This window comes from Ruegeria sp. BA2 (assembly GCF_056539605.1).
The window spans coordinates 683,927-707,686 of the sequence record NZ_JBQFVE010000001.1 but is presented as its reverse complement, the minus strand read 5'-3'; the positions used below and the strand labels follow the sequence as shown (position 1 = coordinate 707,686).

General features: G+C 57.0%; 23 protein-coding genes. 15 read left to right on the top strand and 8 right to left on the bottom strand.

The window, feature by feature from the left end; translation table 11 throughout:
- Positions 1-7: 7 nt before the first annotated feature.
- From ACR0NN_RS03475 to ACR0NN_RS03465, 3 genes are all read left to right on the top strand, one after another.
- Positions 8-1,036: an SIS domain-containing protein gene (locus ACR0NN_RS03475; RefSeq protein WP_170719710.1), complete on the top strand. Its 1,029-nt coding sequence runs from the start codon at positions 8-10 to the stop codon at positions 1,034-1,036.
- Positions 1,033-2,169, top strand: a complete 1,137-nt coding sequence (nagA, locus tag ACR0NN_RS03470; RefSeq protein WP_170719707.1) for an N-acetylglucosamine-6-phosphate deacetylase — start codon at positions 1,033-1,035, stop codon at positions 2,167-2,169. Before ACR0NN_RS03475 ends, nagA begins: the two co-directional genes overlap by 4 nt.
- Before the next feature lie 155 nt (positions 2,170-2,324).
- Positions 2,325-4,325, top strand: coding sequence for a tetratricopeptide repeat protein (locus tag ACR0NN_RS03465; RefSeq protein WP_170719705.1), 2,001 nt, complete (start codon positions 2,325-2,327; stop codon positions 4,323-4,325).
- 2 nt (positions 4,326-4,327) lie between these two features.
- On the opposite strand, the gene ACR0NN_RS03460 is transcribed toward ACR0NN_RS03465, so the two are convergent.
- Positions 4,328-4,630, bottom strand: coding sequence for a DUF6476 family protein (locus ACR0NN_RS03460; protein WP_170719703.1), 303 nt, complete (start codon positions 4,628-4,630; stop codon positions 4,328-4,330).
- Between ACR0NN_RS03460 and ACR0NN_RS03455 the strand changes: the two genes are divergently transcribed.
- Both ACR0NN_RS03455 and rpoH read left to right on the top strand, forming a co-directional pair.
- On the top strand, positions 4,629-5,663 hold the full coding sequence (locus tag ACR0NN_RS03455) for an RluA family pseudouridine synthase (protein ID WP_480683891.1): 1,035 nt from the start codon (positions 4,629-4,631) through the stop codon (positions 5,661-5,663). The genes ACR0NN_RS03460 and ACR0NN_RS03455 overlap by 2 nt on opposite strands.
- Before the next feature lie 147 nt (positions 5,664-5,810).
- Positions 5,811-6,707, top strand: coding sequence for an RNA polymerase sigma factor RpoH (rpoH, locus tag ACR0NN_RS03450; RefSeq protein WP_170682988.1), 897 nt, complete (start codon positions 5,811-5,813; stop codon positions 6,705-6,707).
- A gap of 43 nt (positions 6,708-6,750) precedes the next feature.
- Here the strand turns inward: rpoH and ACR0NN_RS03445 are convergent, their stop codons facing one another.
- Positions 6,751-7,818: a fasciclin domain-containing protein gene (locus ACR0NN_RS03445; RefSeq protein WP_480683889.1), complete on the bottom strand. Its 1,068-nt coding sequence runs from the start codon at positions 7,816-7,818 to the stop codon at positions 6,751-6,753.
- 329 nt (positions 7,819-8,147) lie between these two features.
- On the opposite strand from ACR0NN_RS03445, the gene ACR0NN_RS03440 reads away from it, so the two are divergent.
- From ACR0NN_RS03440 to ACR0NN_RS03430, 3 genes are read left to right on the top strand one after another with little or no spacing between them, the layout of a single operon-like run.
- The gene (locus tag ACR0NN_RS03440) at positions 8,148-9,122 is read left to right on the top strand and encodes a Gfo/Idh/MocA family protein (RefSeq protein WP_170719698.1); all 975 of its coding nucleotides are present in this window, start codon (positions 8,148-8,150) and stop codon (positions 9,120-9,122) included.
- 56 nt (positions 9,123-9,178) lie between these two features.
- Positions 9,179-9,448 carry a DksA/TraR family C4-type zinc finger protein gene (locus ACR0NN_RS03435; protein WP_170719696.1) on the top strand — a complete coding sequence of 90 codons (270 nt, stop codon included), beginning with the start codon at positions 9,179-9,181 and terminating at the stop codon, positions 9,446-9,448.
- Positions 9,449-9,462: 14 nt separating this feature from the next.
- A complete protein-coding gene (locus tag ACR0NN_RS03430) occupies positions 9,463-10,356 on the top strand; it encodes a DMT family transporter (RefSeq protein WP_170719694.1) in 894 nt (297 codons plus the stop codon).
- A gap of 28 nt (positions 10,357-10,384) precedes the next feature.
- On the opposite strand, the gene ACR0NN_RS03425 is transcribed toward ACR0NN_RS03430, so the two are convergent.
- The 3 genes from ACR0NN_RS03425 to ACR0NN_RS03415 all read right to left on the bottom strand — a co-directional run bounded on the left by ACR0NN_RS03425 (position 10,385) and on the right by ACR0NN_RS03415 (position 13,545).
- Entirely contained in the window at positions 10,385-12,205 is a 1,821-nt protein-coding gene (locus ACR0NN_RS03425; protein WP_170719692.1) for a M3 family oligoendopeptidase, read from the bottom strand.
- Positions 12,206-12,277: 72 nt separating this feature from the next.
- Positions 12,278-13,255, bottom strand: a complete 978-nt coding sequence (locus ACR0NN_RS03420; protein ID WP_170719690.1) for an alpha/beta hydrolase — start codon at positions 13,253-13,255, stop codon at positions 12,278-12,280.
- A complete protein-coding gene (locus ACR0NN_RS03415) occupies positions 13,255-13,545 on the bottom strand; it encodes an SCP2 sterol-binding domain-containing protein (protein WP_170719688.1) in 291 nt (96 codons plus the stop codon). The genes ACR0NN_RS03420 and ACR0NN_RS03415 overlap by 1 nt, the downstream gene beginning before the upstream one ends.
- A gap of 30 nt (positions 13,546-13,575) precedes the next feature.
- Between ACR0NN_RS03415 and ACR0NN_RS03410 the strand changes: the two genes are divergently transcribed.
- The 6 genes from ACR0NN_RS03410 to ACR0NN_RS03385 all read left to right on the top strand — a co-directional run bounded on the left by ACR0NN_RS03410 (position 13,576) and on the right by ACR0NN_RS03385 (position 19,478).
- Positions 13,576-14,184, top strand: coding sequence for a tetratricopeptide repeat protein (locus ACR0NN_RS03410; RefSeq protein ID WP_170719685.1), 609 nt, complete (start codon positions 13,576-13,578; stop codon positions 14,182-14,184).
- Positions 14,185-14,207: 23 nt separating this feature from the next.
- A complete protein-coding gene (locus tag ACR0NN_RS03405; RefSeq protein WP_170719681.1) occupies positions 14,208-17,021 on the top strand; it encodes a helicase-related protein in 2,814 nt (937 codons plus the stop codon).
- A 6-nt stretch (positions 17,022-17,027) separates the two neighbouring features.
- On the top strand, positions 17,028-17,393 hold the full coding sequence (locus tag ACR0NN_RS03400; protein ID WP_170719678.1) for an RNA-binding S4 domain-containing protein: 366 nt from the start codon (positions 17,028-17,030) through the stop codon (positions 17,391-17,393).
- A 66-nt stretch (positions 17,394-17,459) separates the two neighbouring features.
- The gene (gene fdxA / locus ACR0NN_RS03395; RefSeq protein ID WP_170682977.1) at positions 17,460-17,798 is read left to right on the top strand and encodes a ferredoxin FdxA; all 339 of its coding nucleotides are present in this window, start codon (positions 17,460-17,462) and stop codon (positions 17,796-17,798) included.
- A gap of 284 nt (positions 17,799-18,082) precedes the next feature.
- Positions 18,083-18,592, top strand: coding sequence for a CarD family transcriptional regulator (locus ACR0NN_RS03390; RefSeq protein ID WP_170572040.1), 510 nt, complete (start codon positions 18,083-18,085; stop codon positions 18,590-18,592).
- A gap of 121 nt (positions 18,593-18,713) precedes the next feature.
- Complete coding sequence (locus ACR0NN_RS03385) at positions 18,714-19,478, top strand: ion channel (protein WP_170719674.1); 765 nt, start codon at positions 18,714-18,716, stop codon at positions 19,476-19,478.
- Here the strand turns inward: ACR0NN_RS03385 and cobS are convergent.
- A complete protein-coding gene (gene cobS / locus ACR0NN_RS03380; protein ID WP_170719671.1) occupies positions 19,475-20,320 on the bottom strand; it encodes an adenosylcobinamide-GDP ribazoletransferase in 846 nt (281 codons plus the stop codon). The two genes, ACR0NN_RS03385 and cobS, sit on opposite strands and share 4 nt — an antisense overlap.
- On the opposite strand from cobS, the gene cobT reads away from it, so the two are divergent.
- On the top strand, positions 20,319-21,329 hold the full coding sequence (gene cobT, locus ACR0NN_RS03375) for a nicotinate-nucleotide--dimethylbenzimidazole phosphoribosyltransferase (RefSeq protein ID WP_170719669.1): 1,011 nt from the start codon (positions 20,319-20,321) through the stop codon (positions 21,327-21,329). The two genes, cobS and cobT, sit on opposite strands and share 2 nt — an antisense overlap.
- Here cobT and ACR0NN_RS03370 read toward each other — a convergent pair.
- A complete protein-coding gene (locus ACR0NN_RS03370; RefSeq protein ID WP_170719667.1) occupies positions 21,326-23,209 on the bottom strand; it encodes a monovalent cation:proton antiporter-2 (CPA2) family protein in 1,884 nt (627 codons plus the stop codon). The genes cobT and ACR0NN_RS03370 overlap by 4 nt on opposite strands.
- A gap of 20 nt (positions 23,210-23,229) precedes the next feature.
- Positions 23,230-23,685 (bottom strand): Lrp/AsnC family transcriptional regulator, encoded by a 456-nt coding sequence (locus ACR0NN_RS03365; RefSeq protein WP_170719663.1) that lies wholly within the window; start codon positions 23,683-23,685, stop codon positions 23,230-23,232.
- Positions 23,686-23,760: the final 75 nt, after the last annotated feature.

Here is a 23,760-nt window from a genome sequence, read left to right as displayed (position 1 = left end):
GTGGCTCATGTCCACTGAAAAAACACAAATGCGTCGGGAAATCAATGAGATACCTGCCGCTGTTGAACGTCTTCTCACTGAAGGTGGCACGGCGATTGCCAAGACTGCAACCGCCATCCGTGACCACGATCCCAGCTTTCTGATCTCGGTTGCCCGGGGGTCGTCGGATCATGCCTGCAGCTATTTGAAATATGCGTCCGAATTGCTGTTGGGGCTGCCGATGGCCTCGGTCGGGCCAAGCGTGAAGTCGATTTACGGGGTGGATCTGCGTTGCCCCGGCACGCTGTGTATTTCGGTGTCACAATCCGGTCAAAGCCCCGATATTGTTCAACTGACACGATCTTTGACTGAAGGTGGTGCCTATTCGGTTGCAATCACGAATGATCCGACCTCGGCTTTGGCTGGCGTTGCCTCGTCTGCACTGCCGATACATGCAGGGCCCGAGCTGAGCGTGGCAGCCACCAAGACCTTCGTGACTTCGCTGGTCACCGGGCTTTGGCTATTGGCCGAGGTCAAGCACGACGATGCCTTGCTGCGCGCCATCCATAAGCTGCCAGACTCCTTGGCGCAGGCGATCACTTGTGATTGGGGTGCGGTTGTTGAGGCCGTTGATGGGCAGTCGCTGTTCACGCTGGGTCGTGGAACAACTTGGGCGATTTCAAATGAGGCGGCGCTGAAGTTCAAGGAAACCTGTCAGATCCACGCAGAAAGCTATTCATCGGCAGAGGTGCTGCATGGTCCGGTTTCAATTGTCGATCAGGGCTTTCCGGTGATTGCATTTTCGTCGGGGGATGCAGCGGAAGCCAACATCGCTGAAGTCGCCGACGCACTTGCAGGCAAGGGGGCAAAGGTGTTCGCGACAACCGATCAGGTGTCCAAGGCCGTATCTCTACCGCATGTGCGCACGTCGCATTGGATGACAGACCCGGTGGCCGCAATCGCATCCTTTTATGGAATGGTCGAAACGGTCGCCACACGCCGAGGCATCAACCCGGATGCTCCACGTCATCTCAGGAAAGTAACGGAAACGGTATGACCCGAGCATCGATCACCTTCGCGGGCGGGCCGATCTTTGACGGCGATAAGTTGCTTGAGGGGCATGCTGCGCGGTTCGTCGGTGGAAAGCTGGAATCCGTTCTGCCCGACGATCAGTTGCCTTCAGACGAATTGGTTGAGGACCTGTCGGGCGACGTTCTCAGCCCAGGTTACGTCGATTTGCAGGTCAACGGCGGTGGAGGTGTCATGTTCAATGACGATCCATCGGTCGAAACTTTACGGCGGATCGCCGCAGCGCATCGCCAACTGGGATCAACATCGATCCTGCCGACACTGATCACGGACACGCCGGAAAAGACGACAGCGGCCATCTTGGCCGCGAAGCAGGCCATTCAGAACGGCGTTCAGGGGATTGTCGGCCTGCACCTTGAGGGGCCGCATCTATCCGTGCGGCGCAAGGGGGCGCATGATGCTGCTCTAATCCGGCCGATGGAAGAGGCCGATCTGGAGCAGTTGTTAGATGCGGCCAGAGCCTTGCCAGCTTTGATGGTTACGCTTGCGCCCGAGAGTGTCACAACCGCTCAGGTCGAAACTCTTGCAAAAGCTGGAGTAGTTGTTTCGCTAGGGCACAGTGATGCTGATTTCGAAACCTGCGTGGCCTACACAAAGGCCGGCGTGCAGTGTGCAACACACCTTTTCAACGCCATGAGCCAGCTCGGCAATCGTGAGCCGGGCCTTGTTGGCGCGGCGCTGGCCAGTGGGGAAATGTCCGCCGGGCTGATTGCGGATGCGATCCACGTTCACCCACAAACCATGCGTGCAGCCTTCGCCGCCAAGCAAGGACCAGGGCGCTTGTTCCTGGTCAGTGACGCGATGGCCGTCGCGGGGACAGAATTGACCGAATTCCAGTTGGAAGGCCGCATTATCCAGCGTGAAAACGGCAGGTTGACCCTGCAGAATGGTACGCTGGCTGGGGCCGATCTTGATCTGACGACGGCGTTAAGCGTTTTATCAGAGCAAGTTGGAGTTTCTCTGCCAGATGCATTGGCTGCAGCGACGCGCATTCCCGCAGGTATCATTTCTCAGAATTCGCTTTCACACCTGAACACGCTGACGCAGACCATTCGAATATCTCCGGACTTGTCGCAGGCACGCCCTGTTGTTGCGGACTGACCTCCATCGGCGGCGATTCACAATGCTCCATACATTTCGCATCTCGTCCTAGCTGTGGCGGTTGTATAAGACATTAAGCGAATATGGATTGGGAATATCTTGATGCTTCAAGCGATGGGCAATAACGGCTTTAGGGCGACAGCCCGGACCATTCCATGAAGCGGAAGCCCGGCGTATTCATTGGTCAACGCAAGGATCGGATGGGCGCACGTCTTCTGATGATTCTGACCTGCATTCGGCTGGCCGAAGATTTCGGAACCGACTACCGCGTGAACTGGTTTCCGCAAGGGGCGGACGCGCCGGAGCTGGATCAGCCTGAGGAATTGTTCACCTCTGGCTGGATGGACGCACATTTCCTTGAACAATCCGAATTCGACGCGCTGGGCGCGACGGCTCTGCCGATTTGGGCTTTCCAGAACGATTCATCGCCGCAGCGGTTGCTGGACCATTTGGCGTCGGGTCGGTCGGTTCTGGTTGAAGAGGGCTTTGAGGTGCTGGCCTTCCCATGGGAAGATATCGAAGCCATTCGCCCGCGCTATCGCGACTTTATCCGCAGCGTTGGTTTTGTGGATGAGATTCGCCAGATCATGGATCGCGCGGATCAGAAGCTTTCGGGACAAGGGGTATCGGCCTATCACATCCGGCGCGGAGATATCCTGAACGGTTTGCCGTGGAAGCACTCGACCTGGCCTGCAAAGATCGAACCGGAAGAGTTTTATGAGGCGCATCTGGAGAAATCCAAGGACCAGACGGCGATCATGTTCTCGGATCAACCCGAGTTGATTGCCCGCTTCAAGCAGCGGTTTCCGCAGCTCATGCAAATGTCGGATATCGCTGATTTGTCCAGCTTGACCCGGGCGCAACGGGATTTTCTTGAACTTTATGCGATGTCGCGCGCCGAACAAGTAATCGCGCCTTACATTTCTGCGTTTTCAATGGCAGCGGCGCGGATTTCCGGCCAGCAGCGCAAAGTGTTTCGCGATGTGCTGACCGAAGAACAGCTGCAAGCGGCCAACGAAAGGGTCATCGAACGGGTCGCACACGGGCCATCTGCGTTTCTGAACCCCTCGGAAGCGGCGCACATCTATTCCAAGGCTGCACAATACCTGTCAGCGCAGGACCGCTGCGAAGAGGCGTATGAGAGCGCGAAGCCCATTCTTGAGGCTGGCGCTGACAATGCCTTTATGCCGCTGCTGCAATCCTTGAATTGCTTCTATTTGGACAAGTGGCAGGAAAGTGAGGCGCTTGCAAAGCAAGGGTTAGAGAACCCGCATCTCTGGCCTGAGGATTACGCTGTCATGTGCGCCTTACGCGGGGCCATTCTGGGTGTTCAGGGCAAACGCTGGGCTGCAACCCGGCATTTCGCGAAAGCGTTCTGGGCCAAGCCGTTACGACCTGACGTTGTGGTGCTTGGGTCCAGAATGCTCTATCGGTCCCATCTGGCGCACAGGCTGTTGCCGCCGGTCGATTGGTCGTTGCAGCGAGCCGTCCGGCAACGCCGTTTTCCGCCGTTCAATAACCTCTATCTGGTGCAGCACAAAGTGGTGTCTTGGCGACCCTGCAACTTCGATTTCGTTCTGCTGGATTGGGCGGATCTGGCGCTTGATCAACGTGCAAGGCGGTTGTTCGATCAGCGCAAAAGGCTTGAGGCATTGAGCGTGGCTTTGGATGATCTGCCTGACGTTTCGGCAGATGACCCGCGTTTGCTGAGCGCGCAGGTGGTGCTGCAGAGACATCTAGGCGAAATTTCCAGCGCCCAAGCGATCGATAACGTCCGGCATATCGTGGCAGACGTGCCAGAGAGCACCTTGTATCAAAAACGGCTGGCCGAGTTGTATGAAGCAGAAGGTGACTTCAAGGCCGCCCAAAAAACGATGGCCGAGGCGTTGGCTTGTGACCCGGAAAGCCCGTTTCTTTTGTTTGCAATGGGCCGATTGCTTGAACGGACGGGCCTAGCCGGGAAGGGTGAGAAGCTGATTCTGGAAGCAGCCGATCAAGATGAAATCACAGTCGCCATTCAGGGTGCGGCGGGTCAGATTCATATGCGTCGCGGAAACAAGAACAAAGCTCGCCCGTATCTAGAGAAAGCGCGTGATCTTTATCCGCCCTACAAGCGGTTTACCAATCAGTTGAACAGGCTTTCAGGGCAGGGGTGATCTTAGTCCAACGCAATCTCTTGCCGCAGTTTACCGGTTGTCTTGTCAAATATCATGATCCGGTTGTCTTCGGTCACGACCGCGTACCAGTTGCTGCCGATGGTCAATGCCTGTGCCCTTGCACCATCGGGTAGTTCGATCTGATCAGGCAGCCTTGGCGTCCGATCCGATAGGCGGATGACAATCAGGGCGAATGTCACTAGAACCCCGCCAATCATAACCGCGGTCAGCAACATGACCATGCGCCGCAGCAATCGAAGCTGAGGCGTTTCCAGCGGTTCCTGAGGTTCGGAAGGGACAGTCATGGGCACCCGCCTGATAGAGTTTCATATCGCGGCCGCACCGCCGCCCCGCCTTGATAAGGCGCTTGCGCGGGATGTGCCAGCGGAAGAGAACCTATCGCGTACCCGGCTGGCCCGGTTGATCAGTGACGGGGCCGTGACCGTTGATGGAATTGCGGTTGAGGACGCCAAGGCAAAGATTTTCGAAGGCGCGCTGGTTGGAATTACTGTGGCCGAGGCCGAAGATAGCCATATCGGGCCCGAGGATATCCCATTGGAGATCGTCTATGAGGACGACGATCTGATCGTGATCAACAAACCAGCAGGGATGGTCGTGCATCCGGCGCCGGGCTCGCCGAACGGGACGCTGGTCAATGCGCTGCTGCATCATTGCGGGGATGATCTCTCGGGTGTGGGGGGCGTCAAGCGCCCGGGCATCGTGCACCGGATCGACAAGGAAACCAGCGGGTTGCTGGTTGTGGCGAAATCGGATGCGGCGCATCACGGGCTGGCTGCCCAGTTCGAGGCGCATAGCGTCGAGCGCTACTATCGCGCGATCTGCTATGGTGTGCCGGATGCCAATGACCCTCGGTTGCGCGGGATCAAGGGTGTCAGTTTTGAGCCCGGCAACATCATGTGCCTAACAACTCAACTGGCGCGGCACAGGACGGATCGGCAAAAGCAGGCCGTGCTGTTTCACGGAGGCCGCCACGCAGTGACACGGGCACGGATTGTCGAAGTTTTTGGAACGCCCGGCGGTCTGTCCTTGATCGAATGCTGGCTTGAGACGGGCAGGACACACCAGATCCGTGTCCATATGGCCCACGCTGGCCATGGTTTGGTTGGCGATCCGGTCTATGGCGGCAAACGCAAGCTGGCGGCGCGCGCCTTTACAACCGAGGCTGCAGACGCGGTGCAGGCTTTCCCACGACAAGCCCTGCATGCCGCCGTACTTGGGTTCGAACATCCAGTCACAGGCGAGACGCTACGCTTTGAGGCGCCGCTGCCGCAGGATATGGCTGAGCTATTGGAAAATCTAAGAAAACCGTTGAAATAATCTGCAAAGGCTTGTGAATATGGCCTTTTCAGCTTTCCTTTACATAGGGTTAATTTCAGACTGTTATTAGATCCTCTTGAATGTACCGGGACGGGTACCCATATCCCATGTTAAGGGCTTAAACATTTGTCCAAGGGGCAGAAATAAATGGCAAATTACTCAAATCTTCCGGCGCCGTCTCCTGAAGGGGGACTGAACCGCTATATGCAAGAGATTCGCAAGTTTCCTCTGCTGGAGCCAGAAGAGGAATATATGCTGGCCAAGCGTTGGGTCGAGGAACAGGATACCGAGGCCGCGCATAAAATGGTAACGTCGCATCTGCGTCTGGCAGCCAAGATCGCCATGGGATACCGCGGCTATGGTCTTCCGCAAGCCGAGGTGATTTCCGAGGCCAATGTGGGCCTGATGCAAGCGGTCAAGAAGTTCGATCCTGAAAAGGGTTTCCGTCTGGCGACCTATGCCATGTGGTGGATCCGCGCCTCGATCCAGGAATATGTCCTGCGGTCGTGGTCGATGGTGAAGCTGGGCACGACCTCGGCGCAGAAAAAGCTGTTCTTCAACCTGCGCAAGGCCAAGGCTCGCATTGGTGCGTTGGAAGAGGGCGATCTGCGTCCCGAAAACGTTGCCAAAATCGCCGAAGACCTCGGTGTAACCGAAGAAGAAGTGATCAGCATGAACCGCCGGATGTCCGGTGGCGATGCCTCGCTGAACGCGACCGTCGGGTCCGAAGGCGAAGGCACGATGCAATGGCAGGATTGGCTGGAAGATGAAGATGCGGATCAGGCCGGCGACTACGAGGCGCGGGATGAGCTTGAAGCCCGTCGTGAGCTGCTGGCGGCTGCGCTGGACGTGCTGAACGATCGTGAGAAAGACATTCTGACTCAGCGCCGTCTGATGGACCAAGCTGTGACGTTGGAAGAGCTCAGCACTCAGTACAATGTCAGCCGCGAACGCATCCGTCAGATCGAAGTGCGCGCCTTTGAAAAGCTGCAAAAAAAGATGCGAGAGCTTGCTCGCGAAAAGGGAATGCTGGGATCAAACTGATCCCAGCCAATCATCAGCCCGCCAAATAAGCGGGCTGATTTTTTTATGCGAAGATAAAGTCCGACTCGGACAGGTGGCTTGCCCAGACACCTGTAAGATAGATGCTGTCGCCTTCGTCCAGTTCGATCTTGGTTCCGAAGAACTTGCCGTCGATATCGTCCTCTATGTCTTCAAAGCTTGTGATGCCATCGTACTCGGACAGATCGATCTTGTCCTTGCCGACGCGGAAATCGACGATCCAGTCCTGGCCGTCGCCGTCCTCAAAAAAGAACATGTCTTTACCCCGACCGCCGAATAGCTTGTCGTTGCCCTCACCACCGTCGATGATGTCTTTCCCGCGACCGCCAAAGATTTTGTCGTGTCCTTCGTCACCGCGCAAAATATCCTTCCCACGCCCGCCAAAGATTATGTCATTTCCGGCGCCTCCAAGCGCCACATCATTGCCCGAGCCGGTTTTGATCACATCATTACCGCCATCGCCGAGAACAAAATCATTCCCGCGTCCGGTATAGATGAATTCATCACTGCTATCGCCCAGGATGAAATCGGTGTTCTTTTTCCCAAGGATACCTGTCACGGACACCGGCAACAGAACCCCATCAAGCACGTGAATTATGCCGTTCGAGGCCTCGACGTCGAATGCGATAAGACCTGGATCGGCAATGCCAGGGTCTGCATCGCCCAGACTTGGTGGATCGCTTTCAAGGTTCAGTTCGACTGATGGCCCAAGCAGTGTGGGGATTTCGGCACCATCCCCGAGGCTGATCACCGTGGCGCTGTCGAACTCGCCGTCAACTACGTGGTATTGCAGAATATTGGTCAGCAAAGGTAGAGGGTCGCCGCCGCCAAGCAGCGTAAGCGCTTTGACGATGTGACCCAAAGCCCCGGCTTCGTCTGCGCCTTGATAGCCAAGAGTCTGCGCCAAGGTGATAAACGCAGCGTCGGCTGGGGCAAAAACCGTCAGGGCAGCCTCTGGGTCATTCAGTGCGTCCGCAAGCCCGGCCAAGATGACCGCTTCGCGCAGGATGTCGAAATCCTGATTGTCGTTGTCAAACGTCCCAGGGTCACCGCTTTGCAGTACCCTTTCAGTAATCGTGTGTGTTGCTGGCATTTCGGTATACCTCCCACCCTGTATGCCTTGGTTTTGGACAGAGCGAATGCATCTGCCTGTTGATGATTTGGCTACGCGGGGAATGACAGGGTGGATCAACAAAACTGCGTTGGAATCTGAAACGATGCCAGAGGGAAGGACGGTTTTGTCTTTGGTTACAAGCGCCTAATGCGGCGTCCTTAATCCAATCAATATTGTTGAAACAGTGCGAGATTTTGAGGCGCGTTCAGAAAGGCCTGACATGTTTGTTGGTGATTGCTAGACAGTTCCAGACCGAATTGTAGGGGCCTGCCGCGGGTGGGCACGATCAATATCTTGGGGGAACGAATATGCATAAGCCGGTGAATTGGGGCATCTTGGGCGCGGCGAAATTTGCCCGACAACAAATGGCCCCGGCAATCCATGCTGCCAATGGTGCGCGGTTGGCTGGGCTCGCGACATCCGATCCGGCCAAAGCTGACCCGTTTATCAGCTATTGCCCTGATCTAAGCGTCTACAACAGCTATGACGCGCTGCTGGCCGATCCTGAGATTGAGGCGGTCTACATCCCGCTGCCCAATCATCTTCATGTCGAGTGGAGCCTGAAGGCGCTGGAGGCGGGCAAGCATGTGCTGTGTGAAAAGCCGATGACCATGCGGGCTGAGGAGTTTGATACACTCATCGCCAAGCGGAATCAGACGGGTTTGTTGGCCGCCGAAGCCTATATGATCGTGCATCATCCTCAGTGGCATCTGACCCGCAAACTGATTGCCGACGGAGCGATCGGTAAGCTGATCCATGTCACCGGAGCGTTCAGCTATGACAACAGAACGGACATGGGCAACATTCGCAATCGTGCCGAGACCGGGGGCGGAGGGTTGCGTGATATTGGGGTCTATGTGATCGGCAGCGCGCGGTTTGCTACAGGGCAAGAACCCGTTTCGGTCAGCGGTGCAATTCGATGGGAAAACGACGTAGATGTTTTCACCGAAATCCGTGCGCAATTTCATGACTTTACTTATTCCACCTATGTTTCGACCCGCATGCACCCGCATCAGGAAATGGTGTTTCACGGTGAAGGTGGTGTGATCCGCCTGACCGCTCCCTTCAACGCACGGGTATTCGGGGAAGCGCGGGTTGAACTACACCGACCAGGGCTTGAGGTTCTGGTGACTCGGTTCCCCGCAGATAGTCACTATCAGTTGCAGGTCGAAGCCTTTGGCCGTTCGATCCGCGAAGGGGTCGCGTATCCCTGTCCACTTGAATTCTTACGCGGCACGCAGGAGGTGATCGATCAGGTCTTTGACACGGCTGTTTCGCTGTAACTTGCCACGCGTGCAGTGTCTCGCGTAACCTGATCCGACCAGATCAGGAGGGTTCAATGGCGGGCGGTTGGGCGCGCGACGGTGCGGTAAGCGAACAGATCGAAGCGTCGATTTCCGATGAACTGGCGCGGATGCAGGCGCAAAAGCGGCCGGTTGGCGAAAGCCTGACCCATTGCGCTGAATGCGAAGAGCCGATTCCTGAAAAGCGCCGCGTCGCTCTGCCGGGCGTCAAACTCTGCCTTGATTGTCAACAAGAGCGTGACAGCAGTTTTAAGGCCCGTAGCGGGATCAATCGGCGCGGGTCGAAAGACAGCCAGCTGAAATAACTTGGGGAACGCCGATGCAGGATCAACTGCAGAAATCACTGCTGCATAACGGGTTGTTTCTTGGATTTCTGGCTGCGTTTCTTTGGGGTACGCACAGTGTCATCGTGCGGTACCTGACCAGCGATCTCGGCGGGTTGCAGATTGCCGTATCACGCCTGTTCATTGCTGCGTTTGCGATTTACTGCATGCTGCGGGTGATGGGTGCATCGGTTTCGGTCCAATATCGCGATTGGAACTTTCGGTTGGCGGTGTTGTCTACCGTCGTGAACTACATATTGTTCCATATCGGCCTTGAACACACCGGTGCCGCGAATGCGATGGTGCTGGAAAATACTGCGCCGTTTTTCGTGTTGATATTCCTGTATTTCTTCGCAGATACCGCCGTCGGGCGCACCGACGTGCTGGCAACTCTGCTGGCGATCCTTGGTGTGTTTTTGACGGTCTATCGGGATTTTCAAGGCGGCGGAGAGCCTCTGTTGGGCGATCTGATGGAAATCGGGGCGGGGCTTAGCTGGGCGGTATTCCTGATTTCCAGCAGCCGTGCGATGCAATCGTCGGAGACCACCGCCGAAAGGCTGAATTTTCTGTTTGGCATTTTCCTGTGTTCAGGGGCGCTGTTGGTACCATTGGCAGCGTTCGCGTTTCAGATACCAAACGTAAATGACGTGGTCTTCTTGATCCTTCTGGGCGTTTTGCCGACCGCGCTGGCCTATTATCTATGGTACGAGGCCGCTGCGCGTGTCTCAACCTTGACGGCGACGTTGCTATTTGCCGCCTCGGTTGTGTTTACTTTCATCAATTCGGCGCTGTTTCTGGGCGCGACGATCACGCCGCTGGCGATTGTTGGCGCGGTTTTGATTGTGACGGCGATTTTCGTGACGACGATGAAATCAAGCAAAGAGAAATGAGGCAGCCTGAACCGGCTGCCCCTTGGCTTTAGCTTTCCATCGCTTCCAGTTCGTCAATGAAGCCAGAGATCATCGAAAGGCCCTTGTCCCAGAACTCGGGGTCGCTGGCGTCCAGTCCGAAGGGGGCAAGCAGCTCCTTGTGGTGTTTTGAGCCACCGGCGCGCAGCATATCGAAATACTTGTCTTCGAACCCGTCCGCTCCGCTTTCGTAGACCGAATAGAGTGCGTTCACGAGGCCATCGCCAAACGCGTAGGCGTAGACGTAGAAGGGCGAATGGACGAAGTGCGGGATATAGGCCCAGAAGGTCTCGTACCCGTCCATGAATTCAAACGCAGGCCCAAGGCTTTCGGCCTGGACGCTCATCCACAGGGCATTGATGTCATCCGGGGTCAGTTCACCTTCGCGTCGGGCAGCATGAAGCTTGCATTCGAAGTCGTAGAACGCGATCTGGCGAACGACCGTGTTGATCATATCCTCGACTTTGCCGGCCAGCAGCACCTTGCGCTGTTCCGGGGTCTCGGCCTGATCCAGCATTTTGCGGAAGGTCAGCATCTCGCCGAACACGCTGGCAGTTTCGGCCAGCGTAAGCGGTGTGGACGATAGCATCTCGCCCTGATCTGCAGCCAGAACCTGATGCACACCGTGGCCCAGCTCATGCGCCAGGGTCATTACGTCGCGTGGTTTGCCCAGATAGTTGAGCATCACGTAAGGATGAACTTCGGTGACTGTGGGGTGGGCGAAGGCGCCGGGTGCTTTGCCGGGTTTTACTGCCGCATCGATCCAACCTTTCGAGAAGAATGGGGCTGCAATTTCACCCATGCGCGGATCGAAGGCGTTGTAGGCGTCCATCACCGTCTTTTCTGCCTCAGCCCAATCAACGATGCGAGTGTCTTCCATCGGCAAAGGGGCATTGCGGTCCCAGACCTGCATGACGTCCAGACCCAGCCATTTGCGTTTCAGCTCGTAATAACGATGGCTCAGCTTGGGGTAGGCCGCGACGACAGCCTCGCGCAGGGCTTCGACAACTTCGGGCTCAACATCGTTCGACAGGTGGCGACCAGTCTGAGCCGTTGGGATGTTGCGCCAGCGGTCAACGATTTCTTTTTCCTTGGCCTGCGTATTATGCACGCGCGCGAAAGTTTTGATATTGCTTTGGAAAACGCCGGCTAGTTCGCGTGCGGCAGCTTCACGTTTGGTACGATCCTGCTCGGTCAGCAGATTCAGCGTACCTTCGATATTCAATTCTTCGCCATCAACGGTAAAGTTCAGGCCCGCAATTGTCTCGTCGAACAGGCGCTCCCATGCATCGCCGACCACGCCGAGATCGTGCAGAAATTTCTCAAGCTCGTCGGAAAGTTGATAAGGCTTCATCGCGCGGATACGGCGGAACACGGGTTCATACCGGGCCAGATCAGCATTGGCGGCGAAATGCGCGGCCAACGCGTCGTCTTCAATACGGTTCAGTTCCAGCGTGAAGAACACCAGCGGCGTGGTGAAGACCGTGATCTTCTCTTGCATGTCAGACAGGAACTTGGCGCGGTCGGCATCGGTTGTCAGCTGGTAATAACGCAGACCGGCGAACGACATGATGCGACCGGCGATGGTGTTGATCTTTTCGTTTCGCTGCACGCAGGTCAGTAGGGCTGCGGCATCCAAATCGGCCAGTTTGCCTTCGTAATCGGTTGCAAAGGCCACACATTCGCCTTCAAGCCAGTCTAGATCGCGGGACAGTTCCGGCGCGTCTTCCGAGGTGTAGAGATCGGTCAAATCCCATTCCGGCAAGTTGCCCAGATCATCAGAACCGCCACCTGCATTTGCGTCACGGACGGGGAAGGGAAGGTCGCGCATGGATCACCTCAATAAACTGTGTTGGCAAACATTTAGGCGCGGCTTAGCCGGATCACAAGCAGCCTGTTTGGATCAGCGCGACAGCGCGGGCTCTTTTTCGGATATGGATCCCGCTTTGAGGAAATGGGCCGCCAGTTGATCAAACACCGGTCCACGCACCTCGGGGGCTTCCATCAAGACTTCGTGCTCGCCGTCAGGTATCTCAACCAAAGTCCCGCTGGGCCAGTTCGCCATACGAGCGCGAATTGCCTTGCGATCGACGATCTGCTCATGGCTTCCGAGGAAGGTCAAGGCAGGGATGTCAGGTGCGGTTTGCTCCATTAGCCAGATGCACTCATCCAGCGCTTCGCGCAGCCATATCGTGGATGGTGCGCCAAGGGCCAGTTCAGGATGCGCGGCCAACTGGTTCTGCATCATCTGATACATTTCGGGATCACGGGTAAGCACGTTCCCCTCGAAAGGTTGCGATGCGACATAGCTTTCCAGCGTTGTCGTGGGCGGTGTCTTTTCTCCAAGCCCCAGACGCGGCCCCCAATAGGCGGTCAACTGGCTGAGCGGTTTCATGATCGGGGTAAAGAATATGCCCCACATCGGGCCCGTAAAGGCACAGGCCGCGAAGTCCACGCTTTCCAGAACCGCGCGCAACCCAATTGCTCCACCCATGGAATGGCCGATTATGTACCATGGTTTGGGCAGTTCCAGATGCCGGGCGAGTTCCAGTGTCGCGCGTACATCATGCTGATAATCGGTGAACTGCTCGACATGGCCAATCCGAGGATCATCAAGCAAACGATCCGCCAGACCTTGCCCACGCCAATCAATCGCAAGGCTGGCAAAGCCCCGGTTAACGAATTCCTTCGCAGTATCGCCGTATTTCTCGATATATTCCGTGCGCCCGGGGAACAGCATCACTGTACCGCAGGCATCGCCAGTGGGACGCCAATGGCCGACGCGGATGCGTTTACCGTCTTGCGTTGTCAGCCAATGCGCCGCTCCACCGGCGGGACCGCCGGCCACATCTTCGAAAAAGGGGGCCGGCGACAAATCCATCAGGCCAGCACCGAGGCAAGTTTCATGGCGATACCCATGTCTCCATCAACGCTCAGCTTACCAGACATGAACGCACCTGTTGGGTTCAGGTCACCGCTGAGAATCTGTTCGAACGTGTCCGCATCGGCGCTTAGGGTGACGTCGGCGTCTTCATCGCTGACCCGCGCGCCACTTGCATCCAGAATGATAGACCCCAGATCAGCGATTGCAAATTTGGCTGATGCATCGAAATCGCCGCCCGACAGTTTTTCGTTCAAGGCCTCTGCGGCTTTTTCCAGAATATCGCTCATGGTCTTCCTCATTTTGTTCATGCGCCGTGAATGGACATCCTCGGTCGCTACGCTACACTGACCATTGTTATGGGTATTGCAATCAACAATCTCAAAGGTACCGTCGCGGCACTTGCTGTCATAGTCACGTTTTCCACCAGTTCCCTCGCGCAAGAGGCGGATTCGCGGGATGAGGCAGAGCTGTTGCAGAAACTGGCGCAGTCCACGCCTGAACAGGCGGTGGGATTGGATCGGCAGTTGCAGGCGCTGTGGTCACAGTCAGGCTCGGCCTCGGCAGATCTGCTGCTTGAGCGTGGGCGAGAAGCGTTGGAAGATGGCGATATCGAGGCTGCGCTTGATCATCTAACGGCACTGACGGATCATGCACCCGAATTTGCCGAAGGCTGGCACGTCCGCGCGTCGGTCTTTTTTGGTATCGACCGGTTTGGCATGGCGGCGGCAGATCTTGAACATGCTCTGACCCTTAATCCCAATCATTATGAGGCCATCTATGGTCTGGGCCTGATTTTCGAGATTGTGGGTAAGCCCGAACAGGCGTTTCAGGCCTATTCGCGCGCGCTGGCTATACATCCCCATCATGAAGAAGTAACCAATGCCGTGAATCGGCTGAAGCCTCAGGTTGAAGGCAAGGCGCTGTAAGTCTTAGGGCGCAGGGGGCAAAGGTGAGCGGGTCATCCCGGGTAGTGGCCGTACTTGGCCCGACGAACACAGGAAAAACTCACTACGCGATTGAACGTATGCTGGGGTACCGGACGGGTGTCATCGGTTTACCGCTGCGTCTTTTGGCGCGTGAGGTCTATGATAAGATCGTCGCCATTCGCGGCCCCTCGGTCGTGGCGCTGGTGACGGGTGAAGAACGGATCGTGCCGCCTAGAACACAGTATTGGGTCTGCACGGTTGAGGCGATGCCCGAAGGCATGGGCGCGGATTTCGTGGCGATCGATGAAATCCAGCTTTGCGCCGATCCCGAGCGTGGGCATGTGTTTACCGACCGTTTGCTTCGGGCACGTGGTACCAATGAGACACTGTTTCTGGGCTCCGACACCATGCGCGGTGCCATTGCTGCGCTCGTGCCTGAGGCACAGTTTGTCCGGCGAGAGCGGATGTCTCAACTGGTTTATTCCGGGTCCAAAAAGATCAGCCGTATGCCCGCTCGCAGCGCCATCGTGGGGTTTTCGGTCGAAAACGTCTATGCAATCGCTGAATTGCTGCGTCGTCAAAAGGGCGGGGCTGCCGTTGTGATGGGCGCCCTCAGCCCGCGAACGCGGAATGCGCAGGTGGATCTCTATCAGAACGGCGAGGTTGATTACCTGGTCGCCACCGATGCCATCGGAATGGGCTTAAATCTGGATGTGAATCATGTAGCGTTTTCATCTCTGACTAAGTTCGATGGTCGCCGGATGCGACCGCTGGCCCCCAATGAATTGGCTCAGATCGCAGGTCGGGCAGGGCGCGGCATGTCCGATGGGACTTTTGGCGTGACTGGCGAAGCGCCGCCTTTGGACGAAGGCGTGGCTCAAGCCATCATGGACAGCCGTTTCACGCCGATGAAAAAGCTGAACTGGCGGAATGCTGCCCTTAGGTTTGGCTCGATCGAAGCGCTGATCACATCGCTGGAGGTCGGTCCCAACGATGAGCATCTGGTCAAATCACGCCCCGCTGACGACCTTAATGCGCTGAAATCTCTGTCTCAGGTCACCGAGGTTATGGCGCGCGCTAGCGATGGCCCGTCGGTCCGATTGTTATGGGATGTATGCCGAATCCCCGATTTTCGCGGCATCAGCCACGCCGAACACGCCAGCCTGCTTGAAGTGATTTATGGCCACTTGCACGAACGCGCATCGATCCCGGATGACTTCATGGCGCGACAAATCCGCCGGATCGACCGAACGGATGGAGATATCGATGCGCTCTCTAAAAGGTTGGCATATATTCGCACCTGGACATATGTTGCGCAACGAAACGGCTGGGTGCGTGACGAATCCCATTGGCGTGAGGAAACGCGCACTGTAGAAGACAGGCTGTCAGACGCTCTTCATGATCGTTTGACACAGAGATTTGTGGACCGGCGCACATCCGTATTGCTGCGCCGGCTCAAACAGAAGGAGGCCCTTTTGGCCGAAGTAAATGACAAGGGTGAAGTGACCGTCGAAGGCGAATTCGTCGGTCGTCTGGAAGGGTTCCGGTTTACCCCGGACAAAAGCGCGCAGGGAACCGAGGCGAAAGCCCTGAAATCGGCCTCTCTGCAAGCACTCGCGCCGCAATTCCATCTGCGTGCCGATCGCTTCTACAACGCGCCCGATACCGAAATTGATTTCACTGATCAGGGCGGCCTGATGTGGGGCGAATATGCCGTCGGCAAGCTGGTTGCCGGGGCAGAACCGCTTAGGCCTGTGGTTGAAGTTTTTGTGGATGAGGCCGCAGGGCCGGATGTCGAACAGAAAGTGCAGCGTCGTTTGCAGCATTTCATCGACCGCAAAGTGGCTGCTCTGTTTGAACCTCTGCTGAATCTGTCGCGGGATGAAGAGCTTACCGGCCTCGCCAAAGGCTTTGCCTTTCGCATGGTCGAGGCGCTGGGCGTGCTGCCCCGCGCCCAGGTCGCGCAAGAGGTCAAGGATCTGGATCAAGACGCCCGTGGCGCGCTGCGCAAGCACGGCATTCGCTTTGGTCAATTCACCATCTTCATGCCTCTGTTGCTGAAACCTGCGCCAACACGCCTGCGTTTGGTGCTCTGGGCGTTGTCCAGCGGTTTGCAGGAATTCCCCGAAGCGCCGCCTCCGGGACTGGTCACCGTGCCGGTCGCCAAGGATGCACCGCAAGGGTACGACACTATGTGCGGCTACCGTTATGCGGGCGAACGCTCGATCCGAATCGACATGCTGGAAAGGCTCGCAGACATGTTGCGGTCCGAGGACAGCCGGGGCGGGTTCGAAGCCAAGCCAGATATGCTATCGATCACCGGCATGACGCTGGATCAGTTCGCTGATTTGATGCAAGGATTGGGTTACAAGGCCGAGCGCGGCGAGCGCGACAAGGTCAAGCCAGCCCCCGCGGAGCAACCTGCAGCAGAAGCGACAGAGCAACCGGCAACCGATGAAACCTCTGCACAAGACAATTCAACGGAAGAGGTGAGCGCAGTCGCCGAGGCGCCAGCCGAGGCCACCGAAAGCACCGAGGCGGCAGCCGAGGCACCCGTTGCGGATGAGTCCGCTGCAGATGAGCCTGAGGTCGAAGTGTTCTACACATTCACCTGGGGTCGTCAGCGTCAGCAAAACCGAGGCCCACGCCGCGAGCAGGGGCAGGGTAAAGGCAAACCGCGCGGCAAGCCGCAGGATGGTCGTAGACCTCAGGGCAAGAAGGGTGGCAAGCCTCAGGGTGCCAAGTCGTTCTCGTCACGGCCGCCTAAGAAGGAAAAGGCCATTGATCCTGACAACCCATTCGCCGCAGCGCTGATGGGTTTGAAGGACGGCAACTGACCGACAATGGCCGAGGCCAAGCTGCGGATCGACAAATGGCTGTGGCAGGCGCGGTTCTTCAAGACCCGTAGCCTGGCCGCCAAACAAGTCAGCGGCGGCCACGTACGTTTGAATGGAAATCGGGTCCTCAAACCGGCTCAGGCCGTTGGACCCGGAGACGTGCTGACGTTCCCGCAGGGGCGCATCGTGCGGGTCGTGCGCATCGAACAACTGGGGGAACGCCGCGGCCCGGCGCCCGAGGCGCAAACGTTGTATTTCGATCTGACCGAAAAACAGGACGCGACTCCCAAGAATCCGGGTTTTGAAGGAAAAGGTCGCCCAACCAAGAAAGAAAGGCGCGCGCTTGATCTTTCTCGTACCCCAAAGGGGTGATCTTCTCTTGAAGAGGCGGGCAGACTGAATTAGCTAGTCGCCCAAAGCGCACATGGGAACTGAACAATGACCTACGTTGTCACCGAAAACTGCATTGGCTGCAAATACACCGACTGTGTCGAGGTATGTCCGGTGGACTGTTTCTATGAAGGTGAGAACACGCTAGTCATTCACCCTGACGAATGTATCGATTGCGGGGTCTGTGAACCTGAATGCCCTGCCGATGCGATCCGCCCCGATACCGAGCCGGGGATGGAACAATGGGTCGAGTTCAACCGGAAATTCTCAGAAATGTGGCCGGTGATTGTGACCAAGAAAGACCCGCTGCCCGAAGCCGAAGAGCGCGACGGCGAAGAGGGTAAGATGGAGAAGTATTTCTCGGAAGCGCCTGGCGAGGGTGGCTAAGCGATTCGGCTGCCAAGCTGGGCCGCACCGATACCCGGAAATACCTTATCCCCTTGAGTTAGAATGCGTTTTCAGCCTTGATCTGGGGCTGGTCTTTCGAGTGTCGTAAATTTGTGATATACTTACATCTGAATGATGACTGTGATGGGGAAGTGCTCCGTTAGTATGCCAACTATGGAGTCCTGATTTTATGACAAGAAATGCGCCTGACGGGGCCTTGTGTGGCCGCGCCTGGGGTGTTTTTGCCGTCTCATGTCCCGATCTGTAATGAAGGATGAAACTGAATGTCGAAGTCGAAAAAGCTTGAGTTCCGCCCGAACGATTATGTTGTTTATCCCGCCCATGGCGTGGGTCAGATCATTTCGATCGAAGAGCAGGACGTTGCGGGGTTCTCGCTTGAGCTGTTCGTGATCTCCTTTGAAAAGGACAAGATGACCCTGCGTGTGCCGACGAACAAGGTAACCGAATCCGGCCTGCGTTCGCTAAGCTCACCCGATGTGATCAGCCAGGCGATGAAGACGCTGAAGGGCAAGGCCAAAGTCAAACGCGCAATGTGGTCGCGCCGGGCGCAGGAATATGAGCAAAAGATCAACTCGGGTGATCTGATCTCGATTGCTGAAGTAGTTCGCGACCTGCATCGCACCGATGATCAGCGCGAGCAGAGCTATTCCGAGCGTCAGCTTTATGAGGCCGCGCTCGAGCGTCTGACCCGCGAAGTGGCTGCCGTGTCCGGTGCCGATGAAATCTCAGCCGCAAAGCAGGTTGATGAGGTACTGACCTCCCGCGCTGCCTGATCGCATTCGAATTCCATCAAGGGCCGTCCCAAAGATCTGGGCGGCCCTTTTTCGTGGCTTGAAGCTTGGTCGAATGGCGTTTGTCGGGTATTTTTCCGCAAATGCAGGAAGATACGGGGTCATGATCAAGCAAACTGTCAAGTTTCTCTACATCAGCCACGAGCCGATATCGGTTTGGTTCCGCTATGGGTTGATCCTGTTCGACATTGCTTCGATCATCTTCTTCGTTGCCACCGCAAACATCCCGCACGGGCTGGGATTGACCGCTGCAAGCATGGGGGTCGGGCTGATCATCCTGCTGGATTTCTGCGCCCGGATGTGGATTTCCAAAGACCGTTGGAAATTGCTGCGCCAGATTTACACGTTGGCAGATATCGTTGTGATCGTATCTCTGCTGCTTGATCCGTTTCTAACCGGCAACCTGGCGTTCCTGAGGATATTGCGGGCGTTGCGGCTAATCCATTCCTATCATCTGCTTCGTGACCTGCGCCGCGACAGCCCGTTCTTTCGAACGCATGAGGACGCCGTGATTGCGGCGATCAATTTGTTGGTCTTTGTGTTTGCAACCTCGACCGCAGTGCTGGTCTTTTTCGTCCCTGAAGATGCGCAAACGCCTTATATCGATGCGCTTTATTTCACGATGGCCACGCTGACGACGACGGGATTTGGCGATATTACTCTGGGCACACCTGCGGGAAAGCTGTTTTCCGTTTTCATCATGGTCGTCGGCGTGGCGCTATTTGTGCGTTTGGCGCAGGCGATCTTTATGCCGCAGAAGGTGCGCTATAAATGCCCAAGTTGCGGTCTGTTCAGGCATGACCCGGATGCGGTTCATTGCAAACATTGTGGTACGACGCTGCGTATTGAGACCGGTGGGGCATCTTAGATCGCGGCTGTCAGCGCCAAAAGGAACGTGATTTCCGAGATTTGTTGCGTGGCCCCCAGAATATCGCCGGTCTGGCCCCCGATTTTGATCTTGGCGGTGCGCGCGACAATCGCCGCCGCGATCAAGGCGCAGAGCATTGGTACGATGGCTGATCCGCCCAGCAGGAGCAACGACAGGAATATGGCCAGCCCGATGCCAGACAGAACTGCAGACAGAGGCGGAGCACCAACCGAATGGCTTAGCCCAGATTTGCGGGCGTTGGGTAACGCGCGCATCAGCGCGGGCATCATGGCGCGCGAGAAGACACAGGCGGTCAAGACACCCGTCAACAGGCCTGTGCCGATCAAAGCCATAACAGCCGCAATCCTGAGCAGTTGGGCAAACAAAAGTGCCAGCACGCCATAGGTGCCGATATGGCTGTCCTTCATGATCTCCAAACGGCGTTCGGTGGTGAACCCGCCCCAAAGTCCGTCGGCCGTATCGGCCAGCCCGTCTTCGTGCATCGCTCCGGTCGTGATGATGAGTACGGCGACCAATAAAGCAGCGATGGCGAAAGCCGGCAGTTGCGCCCAGATGGCGATCCAGGCAACCCCGCACGCCAGCGCTCCGACAACAAGCCCGGCAATGGGATAAGCCCAGGCCGCGCGCGACTGGCGGTCAAATGCCTGATCGGGCAGGCGAGGCAGCGGGAGGCGGGTCAGCAGGACCAGCGCCAGCGGGATATCCCACGCAGAAAACGGGACGGTGTCGTTTTTGGTCACTCCCAGGCCTTTCAAGGTCTTGTCGCATTGCCAGCTTCGGTTAAACACACAGGACCACTCTGATGCAACGAGGCTTTTCATGCTGCCCGAACTCAATGATCTGAACAGTTTCCGCAATGTGCTGACCGGCGCGCCCGGACCGGATACCTCCGCGCGGCAGGGCGCGGAAGAGCGTAATGGTCAACTGACCAAACCGCCGGGTGCGTTGGGGCGGCTTGAAGATCTGGCGATTTGGTACGCAGGTTGGCGCGGGGATGCGCGGCCACAGATCACTGCGCCTCAGGTCATCGTATTCGCGGGGAACCACGGGGTAACGGTGCAGGGCGTTTCTGCATTCCCGCCCGAGGTGACCGTGCAGATGGTCATGAACTTCGAACATGGCGGCGCAGCGATCAACCAACTGGCCAAGGCCGCGGGTGCGAAGATGGATGTGCACGCGCTGGAGCTGGACCGTCCGACTGCAGATTTCACTCAAACCCCGGCGATGAGCGAAGAGGAATTGCTGAGCGCGCTGCGCACGGGCTGGCAGGCGGTTGATCCGCAGGCTGATCTGCTCGTAGTCGGAGAGATGGGGATCGGAAACACAACTCCGGCTGCCGCTATCGCCTGCGCACTGTTCGGCGGAGATGCTGCCGACTGGACCGGACGTGGAACTGGTGTGGATGATGCCGGGCTTGCCAACAAAACCCGAGTGGTTGCCGAAGGCGTAGCCCTGCACGGTCAAGGGGACGGCTTGCACATCCTGCGTCGCCTGGGCGGGCGCGAAATCGCAGCCATGGCAGGGGCCATCGCCGCAGCGCGCGTATTGCGCATTCCGGTCATTCTGGATGGTTTCATCTGCACAGCCGCCGCAGCGTGTCTGGCGCAGATTTCGGACACCGCACTGGATCACACCATAGCAGGCCACCAAAGCGCCGAAGGTGCTCATGCAGCAATGTTGGACAAGCTTGGCAAGGAACCATTGCTAAGCCTTGGCTTGCGCTTGGGCGAAGGCTCGGGCGGGGCGTTGGCGATCAACATCCTGAAAAGCGCCGTGGCCTGCCATTCCGGCATGGCGACCTTCGCCGAAGCGGGGGTCTCTGACGGTTAAGCCGACTTCTTGGCGTGTTCTTCTGCCAGTTCCAGCAACGCGGTTTCTAGATCCTTTTCAAGTTGCCGCGCACGTTCGATATATTTCTTGTTTTCGGCGGTCGGCATGCCTGGAATCCACAGTTCCGCCAGCTCTCGCACCGATCCTCGGTCGTGGTGATAAAAGGTTTGTTCGGCTTGTGCGGCCTCGTATTCACTGAGACCTATGTTCTCCAGTACATAGCGGCCCGCGCGTAGCGATCCGTCGAACATCTCGCGTACGATGTCATTGGCTCCTGCTTGGTAGAGTTCGTATACGTGGTTGCGGTCGCGCGCGCGCGCGATGATGTGCAGATCGGGCCGCTGCCGACGTGCATAGCCGACCAGACGGGTGACCTGTTTGTAATCATCCATAGCCGCGACAAGAACCGCAGCCTTTTCGATCCCGGCGGCGCGCAGCAGCTCGGGGCGGGTCGGATCGCCAAGGAAACCTTTGACACCAAACCGGCGCATCAGCTGGATGGTTTCGATGTCGTGGTCCAAAACGACGGTCTTGAATCCGCTGGCCTGCACCAGCCGATTGACGATCTGACCAAAGCGGCCAATCCCGGCAATGATAACTGGACCACGCTCATCGATTTCTTCCGCCTCAACCTGCGGTTTGCTTTCACCGATTGAGCGGGAAAGCAGATCATAGATGATGAACAGTAGCGGCGTTATCAGCATAGTCAGCGCAATAATCATCAGCAGTTTTTGCGACAGGCCCGGTGGAATCACGTTTTGCTGTGTTGAAAAAGCCAGCAGCACGAAGCCGAATTCACCAGCCTGTGCCAGACCGAGTGTGAACAACCAGTGATCACGCCCACGCAGTTTGAAGGCGCGTCCGACGATGAAGAGGATGATGCCTTTGGCGAGTATGACCAGCAGAGCCAGACCGATCAGATCAAACGGATCAGCGAAGAAATAGCCTACATCAATTCCGGCCCCAACGGTGATGAAAAACAGGCCAAGCAGCAGCCCTTTGAATGGCTCAAGGTCACTTTCCATCTCGTGCCGGAATTCCGAACTGGCCAGAACGACGCCCGCCAGAAACGCGCCAAGGGCGGGTGAAAGGCCCACAAGCGTCATCAGGAACGAGATACCGACCACGATCATAAGCGCTAGTGCCGTGTACATCTCGCGCAGGCGGGTGGCGTGGATGAAGCGGAATAGGGGGCGGGTCAAATAGATGCCCGCTAGCACAACAAAGGCGACCGCCCCGATGGTAACGAGTGTCACGGCCCAGCCCGGCAGCCCTTCTACCAACGACAATGTGGCGTGGTGATCAGCACCGTGCGCCGCATCGACACCGCGATCGATTGAGCCGTCATCCTCGATGTGAATACTTGCGGGCAAGGCCAGCAGGGGCAGAAAAGCGAGAATCGGGATCACCGCGATGTCTTGCGTCAGCAAGACCGAGAATGTCGCGCGGCCTCCGTTGGTTTGCATCAGGCCTTTTTCTGATAGCGTCTGCAACACGATTGCGGTGGAAGAGAGCGACAAGGTCAATCCAACCGCCAGCGCGACCGACCATTGGTGCCCTGCATAAATGGCCACAGCTGCAATCACGGCAGTGGACAAGCCGACTTGCAGCCCGCCTAATCCCAGCAGTTTGTCGCGCATATCCCAAAGCGCGCGGGGTTCAAGCTCGAGCCCGATCAGGAACAGCATCATGACAACCCCGAATTCGGCCACGTGCTGCAAGCTTTCAGTTTCCGCCCCGACAAGACCCAGAATGGGGCCAATTGCGATGCCCGCGGCCAGATAACCCAGTACCGATCCCAGACCCAGACGGGCGGATAGTGGTACGGCGATCACCGCAGCTGCCAGATAGATCGATGCCTGATAAAGGAACTCGTTCATTTTTGTCCTCTTAAATCCGCTCAGGTCGGGAGCGGCGCGTCGCGTTTCAATTGGTCCATCACAATCTGGCTTTGCACCCTTGCAACAGCAGGATGCGGCAGGATCACTTCGTGAAGCAAGGTATTGAGTGCGGATAAGTCGTCACAATAGACATGAAGCAGGTAATCTGCCTCTCCTGTCATCGTCCACGCGCTGGTGATTTCGGGGCGGGTGTTGACCATGCGGGCGAAGCCGGCGGATTGTTCAGGGCCATGCGTACCCAGATGCACCTGAATAAACCCCTGAACCTGTAGACCCAGCTTCAGCGGGTCCAACCGGGCGGTATATCCGGTGATATAACCCTCGGCCTCAAGGCGCTGTCGGCGGCGGCCCGCCTGACTGGCAGAAAGATTGAGAACGTCGCCCAATTGCTGCGACGTCAGATGCGCGTCGCGCTGCAAGGCGGCGAGTATTCCGATATCAATCCGATCCAGCACGTGCGGCGATTCCTCAAAATTCCTCTTCAATATGCGGAGAATACGCATTTGATCCCAGTTTATACGAAAACAATG

Coding starts and splice junctions, on each gene's coding strand:
- ACR0NN_RS03475 (WP_170719710.1), top strand. CDS start 8: ATGTCCACTGAAAAAACACAAATGCGTCGGGAAATCAATGAGATACCT.
- nagA (WP_170719707.1), top strand. CDS start 1,033: ATGACCCGAGCATCGATCACCTTCGCGGGCGGGCCGATCTTTGACGGC.
- ACR0NN_RS03465 (WP_170719705.1), top strand. CDS start 2,325: ATGAAGCGGAAGCCCGGCGTATTCATTGGTCAACGCAAGGATCGGATG.
- ACR0NN_RS03455 (WP_480683891.1), top strand. CDS start 4,629: ATGGGCACCCGCCTGATAGAGTTTCATATCGCGGCCGCACCGCCGCCC.
- ACR0NN_RS03460 (WP_170719703.1), bottom strand. CDS start 4,630: ATGACTGTCCCTTCCGAACCTCAGGAACCGCTGGAAACGCCTCAGCTT.
- rpoH (WP_170682988.1), top strand. CDS start 5,811: ATGGCAAATTACTCAAATCTTCCGGCGCCGTCTCCTGAAGGGGGACTG.
- ACR0NN_RS03445 (WP_480683889.1), bottom strand. CDS start 7,818: ATGCCAGCAACACACACGATTACTGAAAGGGTACTGCAAAGCGGTGAC.
- ACR0NN_RS03440 (WP_170719698.1), top strand. CDS start 8,148: ATGCATAAGCCGGTGAATTGGGGCATCTTGGGCGCGGCGAAATTTGCC.
- ACR0NN_RS03435 (WP_170719696.1), top strand. CDS start 9,179: ATGGCGGGCGGTTGGGCGCGCGACGGTGCGGTAAGCGAACAGATCGAA.
- ACR0NN_RS03430 (WP_170719694.1), top strand. CDS start 9,463: ATGCAGGATCAACTGCAGAAATCACTGCTGCATAACGGGTTGTTTCTT.
- ACR0NN_RS03425 (WP_170719692.1), bottom strand. CDS start 12,205: ATGCGCGACCTTCCCTTCCCCGTCCGTGACGCAAATGCAGGTGGCGGT.
- ACR0NN_RS03420 (WP_170719690.1), bottom strand. CDS start 13,255: ATGGATTTGTCGCCGGCCCCCTTTTTCGAAGATGTGGCCGGCGGTCCC.
- ACR0NN_RS03415 (WP_170719688.1), bottom strand. CDS start 13,545: ATGAGCGATATTCTGGAAAAAGCCGCAGAGGCCTTGAACGAAAAACTG.
- ACR0NN_RS03410 (WP_170719685.1), top strand. CDS start 13,576: ATGGACATCCTCGGTCGCTACGCTACACTGACCATTGTTATGGGTATT.
- ACR0NN_RS03400 (WP_170719678.1), top strand. CDS start 17,028: ATGGCCGAGGCCAAGCTGCGGATCGACAAATGGCTGTGGCAGGCGCGG.
- fdxA (WP_170682977.1), top strand. CDS start 17,460: ATGACCTACGTTGTCACCGAAAACTGCATTGGCTGCAAATACACCGAC.
- ACR0NN_RS03390 (WP_170572040.1), top strand. CDS start 18,083: ATGTCGAAGTCGAAAAAGCTTGAGTTCCGCCCGAACGATTATGTTGTT.
- ACR0NN_RS03385 (WP_170719674.1), top strand. CDS start 18,714: ATGATCAAGCAAACTGTCAAGTTTCTCTACATCAGCCACGAGCCGATA.
- cobT (WP_170719669.1), top strand. CDS start 20,319: ATGCTGCCCGAACTCAATGATCTGAACAGTTTCCGCAATGTGCTGACC.
- cobS (WP_170719671.1), bottom strand. CDS start 20,320: ATGAAAAGCCTCGTTGCATCAGAGTGGTCCTGTGTGTTTAACCGAAGC.
- ACR0NN_RS03370 (WP_170719667.1), bottom strand. CDS start 23,209: ATGAACGAGTTCCTTTATCAGGCATCGATCTATCTGGCAGCTGCGGTG.